Raw genomic sequence first — 4764 nt, 5'->3', positions numbered from 1 at the left:
ATACGGGAAAATCACGGAAATGTTGTCTCTCATGATCGATTCCTCCACGGGAGAAGAGTTATCAATAGATCGCGCGCGGTTCCCCAAAAAAATACGCATTTTCACCGAATACACCCAAAATACAGCAGAATATTCATAGTTTCAAGCCGGATTCCGCACTATTTTGTAAGCAGGAACCATTTTGAAACAGGGAGGAACCCGCATGAAAATCACCCGGATCGAACCGCTGGTGGTCGGAGCGCCGACCCCCGGCACCGGCAGGCTCTCCAACAAAAACTACCTCTTCGTTCGAGTCCACACCGATGAAGGAATCACCGGGCTCGGCGAAGCGTCACTCGGCGGCTACACGCAGACCATCGTCAGTCTGCTCGGCGACCTCGAAGAGCTGCTGATCGGCGAAGATCCCACCCGGATCGAATACCTCGCGCAGGTGATGACCCGGCAGAAGTTCTGGCGCGGCGGCGTGGTCAAGGGCTCCGCGGTGGCCGGAGTCGAACTCGCCCTCTGGGACATTCTCGGCAAAAGCCTCGGCGTGCCAGTCTGCCGGCTCTTCGGCGGCCCGTACCGGCAGAAGATCCGCGTCTACGTCAACGGCTGGACCGGGGGCTCGCTGGAACCGGCGGTGATCCGCGACCGGGCACACGAAGCGATCGCCGCCGGATACGACGCCTTCAAATTCAGCATTGCACTCCCGTCGTGGCCGCTGCGTGACCCAGCCGTCATCCGCACCATCGCCACGGCGGCGGAAGCCATCCGCGAGACGATCGGCCCGGACCGGCTGCTGATGTTCGACGGCCACGGCCGCTACGACACCGATTCGGCCATCGCCATCGGACACGCGCTGGAGCCGTATTCGCTCTACTTCTTCGAAGAGCCGGTCAGCCAGCTTGACGTCGAGGCGATGGCGCGGGTCGCCCGGGCGCTCCCGATGCCGATCGCCGCCGGGGAACGGCTCGAATCGCGCTGGGAGTTCCGGCGGCTGCTGGAGTGCGGCGCGGTCAGCGTCGTCCAGCCCGACCTTGCTCACTGCAACGGCTTCCTCGAAGCGTACAAAATCGCCGCGCTCGCCGACGCCTTCTCCGGCTTCCTCGCGCCGCACGGCCCGATGAGTCCGGTGTTGACGGTGATCTCCGCCCATCTCGACGCGGTCGCGCCGAACTTCCTCATTCAGGAACGGCTTCACCTCAACGACTGGCGGAACGAGGTCATCACCGAACCGCTTCAGGTCAAGGCCGGGTTCCTCGACCTGCCGCAAAAGCCCGGCTGGGGCATCGAACTCAACGAGGAACTCTGCCGGAACCATCCGAAGATCAGCATCCATCTGCCCCGCCTCTTCCGCGAGGACGGCGCAGTCAGCGACTGGTAGGAGGTCCCCTATGGAATGGAACGGAAAAACGGTTCTGGTCACCGGCGGTTCGCAGGGACTCGGAGCGACCATGTCGCGCCTCTTCGCCGAAGCGGGCGCGCAGGTCATCGTCAACTGCGCCCATCACCTCGAAAAGGCCGAAGCGGTCGCCGCGAAAATCCGCAATGCGGGCGGCAGTGCCGCGGTGAAGCGGTTCGACATCTCCCGCGAAGCGGAGGTGCAGAAGGCGTTCGCTGAAATCGAAGAGCAGTACGGCGGGCTCGACATCCTCGTCTGCAACGCGCGGATCGACCCCTACAAGCGCCCGCCGGAACTCTCCGACGGCGACTGGTTCGACGCGGTGATCGGCGTCAATCTCAAAGGTCCCTACCTCTGCGGGTTGGCCGCGCTCGAACAGATGAAGAGGCGCGGCGGCGGCCGGATCGTCAACATCTCCAGCGTCTGGGCCTACCGGTCCGCAAAGCGGTCGATGGTCGAATACGCCCTCTCCAAGGCGGGCCTGCACAGCCTGACCCGCTCCCTCGCCGGACTGGGCGCGCCGCACGGCGTCACCGCGAACACCGTCGCGCCGGGCATGATCCTCTCCGACGAACTCGCCGGCAGGCTCACGCCGGAGGAGGCCGCCGCCATGACCGGACGGATTCCGGTAAAACGGGGCGCCGACGCCGGGGAGATCTTCGCCGCGGTCCGGTTCGCCGTGGGAAATCCCTACGTGACCGGGGAAATTCTCAACATCAACGGCGGCGTCTACATGCCGTGAAACCGGCCGGAACCTGCCGCCTCAACATAACAAAGGAGCTCCGCTATGAACCACCCGCTCTGCCGTGAAATGCTCGCGGAAAAAATCATCGTCATCCTGCGCGGCCTCCGCCGTGAAATCGCCCTCCCGGCCTGCGAAGCGCTCGCCGGCGAAGGGCTCCGTTTTCTCGAAGTGCCGCTCAACACCCCCGGCGCACTCGAAACCATCGCTCTGCTCGCGAAACATTTCCGCGGCACGGAGGTCCACATCGGCGCCGGAACCGTCCTCACCCCGGCGGCGGTGGAGGAGGTCGCCCGCGTCGGCGGTGAATACATCATCTCGCCCAACACCTCCCCGGCGGTGATCCGGCGGACCGTCGAACTCGGGTTGCTTTCACTGCCCGGGTTTCAGACGCCGACCGAGGCCTTCACGGCAATCGACGCCGGTGCCGATCTGCTCAAGGCGTTTCCCTGCGGCACGCCGGAGAACATCCGGGTGCTGAAGTCGGTCGTGCCGCTGCCGATCTTCGCGGTCGGCGGCATCGACCGCTCCAACCGAGACGCCTTCCTCGCTTCCGCCGACGGGCTCGGCGTCGGAATCGGCATCTTCCGCCCGGAAATGAGCGTCGAGGAGCTGCGCCGCTCCGCCCGGAACTTCCTCGCCTGAAACGGTGCCGGAAGCGCGTCAGAGCAGTCGCATCGCCTTCAGACTGCGGTAGGCGGTCGGCGTGACGATGATGTGGTCGAACAGGGAGATGCCGAGCGGCGAGAGCGCCGCCGCAAGGCTCCGGGTGAGCCGGATGTCGTCCGGAGACGGGTCGCAGACCCCCGACGGATGGTTGTGCGCCGCGATCACGCCGCTGGCCCGCGCCAGCAGTGCCCGCTCGGCGATCTCCCGCGCATAGACCGGCGCGCGGTCCACCGTGCCCGGATAGGTCTCATAGGTGATGAGGTGGTTCTGCGTGTTCAGAAAGAGCACCATGAAGGTCTCCTTCCGCCCGCCGCCGAGCTTCATGCGCAGAAAATCGACCACTCTGCCGGTGGAGTCGAGCACGTCCACGCTCCGCGCCTTCTGCTCGAGGTATTCGGCGCAGAGCTGTTTGAGCAGTACGATCAGCGTGGCGGCGTGCGGACCGATGCCGTCGATTTCAAGCAGTTCGGAGGGCGGTGCATCCAGCACCTTCTCCACCGAACCGTAGCGTTCGAGCAGGAGTTTGGCCAGCGGCTTCACGTCGCGGCGCGGAATGGCGAACATCAGCAGCAGCTCCAGCGCCTCGTAGTCCTGCAGCCCGATCAGCCCGGCGCGCAGAAACCGCTCCCGCAGCCGCCGGCGGTGCCCGGCGACCGACCCGGCTCGCTCAGCCATGGCGCGCCTCCGGCTCTCTCGCCCAGAAACTGAAGAGTTCAAAGTGACCGGTGCGCGGAAACATGTTGACGCCGCGCAGATGGTTCAACTCAAATCCGCCCTTCTGCAGCCGGAGCGCATCCCGCACCCAGGTGGAGGGATTGCACGAAATGTAAACCAGAAACCGCAGCGGACTCTCCACCAGGTTGCGCATCGCCTGCGGCGACAGCCCGGTGCGCGGCGGATCGACCACCAGCAGTGTCCCGGCCGGATCGGATTCCGGACTCCGGCCGAACGCGTCGGCGGCGTCCCCGGCGACCACCTCCGGCTCGGCCACTCCGTACCGCCGCAGATTGTAACGGCAGGCCGCCGCGGCTGCTTCGTCCGACTCCACCGCCAGAATGTTGCCGATTCCGCGGTGTGCGGCGGCCGCGGCAAACAGCCCCGCCCCGGAATAGAGATCGATCACCCGGTGCGGCGAAAGGCGCTCCAGCACCGCTTCGAATTCGGCGACCAGCACCGCGCATCCCGCCGGATTCACCTGGAAGAAGCTCCCGCACGGCACCGACAGTTCGCCGAAGGGAACCGTTTCGCGCAGCCAGGTGAGGTTGGCGGCCGGGCGGTTGCGCCAGAAGCGCACGCCGTCGCGATCGGTCCGGCGGAAGGTGACGTCCATCCCCTCATGCAAGGAGTGGAGAAAGGATTTGTCGGCGCGGAGCCGGGCCAGTTCGGCGTTGATCTCCGGATGCGCCAGAGGACAGCGCTCGATGTCGGTCACGGTTGTGTTGTCCGCCATCACATAGCCGAGTTCGGTCCGGCCGCCGGATTTGTGGACGTGCAGGACGATCTTGTCGCGGTACCCCTCCGCGGGAAGCGGCGCGGCGAAGGGGGCGACCACGCCGGGCGCCGGCTCGATCCCCGCCCCGGCCTGCAGATCGGCCAGCTGGGCGGACTTGAGCTCCGCCTCCAGCCCGTATTCCGCGTGGCGGTAACAGCAGCCGGGACAGCGCCCGAAGTAGGGGCATCCCGGTTCGATCCGCCGCGGACTGGTCTCTCCGAAGCGGACCACCGTGCCGCGCGAATAGTTCTTCTTTTTTGCCGTGATCCGGCCGATCAGCCGCTCTCCGGGCAGTGTGCGGGGGAGGAACACCACCTCCCCGTCACAGCGGGTCAGGCCGTCGCCCCCGAATACGGTTTTCTCAATTTCACACTGAAACTCGGTGCCGATCTGCATGATTCCGGACTCTCTTTTCGTGGTTGCATTGCCGGGTAATATATCTTGATTTCTGCGAAATTGCGAAAAAATAATGAAAAA

At 65.2% G+C, this 4764-nt stretch carries 5 protein-coding genes; 3 read left to right on the top strand and 2 right to left on the bottom strand.

All coding sequences use genetic code 11. The annotated features are described in order from the left end of the window. Nucleotides 1-202 precede the first annotated feature (202 nt). From ACMLHG_RS12745 to ACMLHG_RS12735, 3 genes are read left to right on the top strand one after another with little or no spacing between them, the layout of a single operon-like run. A complete protein-coding gene (locus ACMLHG_RS12745) occupies nucleotides 203-1366 on the top strand; it encodes a mandelate racemase/muconate lactonizing enzyme family protein (RefSeq protein ID WP_294434778.1) in 1164 nt (387 codons plus the stop codon). Between the two features lie 10 nt (nucleotides 1367-1376). Then, nucleotides 1377-2126: an SDR family NAD(P)-dependent oxidoreductase gene (locus ACMLHG_RS12740; protein ID WP_294434780.1), complete on the top strand. Its 750-nt coding sequence runs from the start codon at nucleotides 1377-1379 to the stop codon at nucleotides 2124-2126. A gap of 45 nt (nucleotides 2127-2171) precedes the next feature. Further along, nucleotides 2172-2771 carry a 2-dehydro-3-deoxy-6-phosphogalactonate aldolase gene (locus ACMLHG_RS12735; RefSeq protein ID WP_417170727.1) on the top strand — a complete coding sequence of 200 codons (600 nt, stop codon included), beginning with the start codon at nucleotides 2172-2174 and terminating at the stop codon, nucleotides 2769-2771. Between the two features lie 18 nt (nucleotides 2772-2789). On the opposite strand, the gene radC is transcribed toward ACMLHG_RS12735, so the two are convergent. Together radC and ACMLHG_RS12725 are read right to left on the bottom strand one after the other, a co-directional pair. Then, complete coding sequence (radC, locus tag ACMLHG_RS12730; RefSeq protein WP_294434784.1) at nucleotides 2790-3470, bottom strand: RadC family protein; 681 nt, start codon at nucleotides 3468-3470, stop codon at nucleotides 2790-2792. Next, nucleotides 3463-4683 (bottom strand): class I SAM-dependent RNA methyltransferase, encoded by a 1221-nt coding sequence (locus ACMLHG_RS12725; protein WP_417170726.1) that lies wholly within the window; start codon nucleotides 4681-4683, stop codon nucleotides 3463-3465. Before ACMLHG_RS12725 ends, radC begins: the two co-directional genes overlap by 8 nt. Nucleotides 4684-4764 lie beyond the last annotated feature (81 nt).

It is taken from the genome of Victivallis sp., assembly GCF_048170485.1.
In the GTDB taxonomy this organism is placed as follows: domain Bacteria; phylum Verrucomicrobiota; class Lentisphaeria; order Victivallales; family Victivallaceae; genus Victivallis.
Note: the sequence above shows the minus strand (reverse complement) of the source record. Positions and strands in the feature narration are given on the sequence as shown.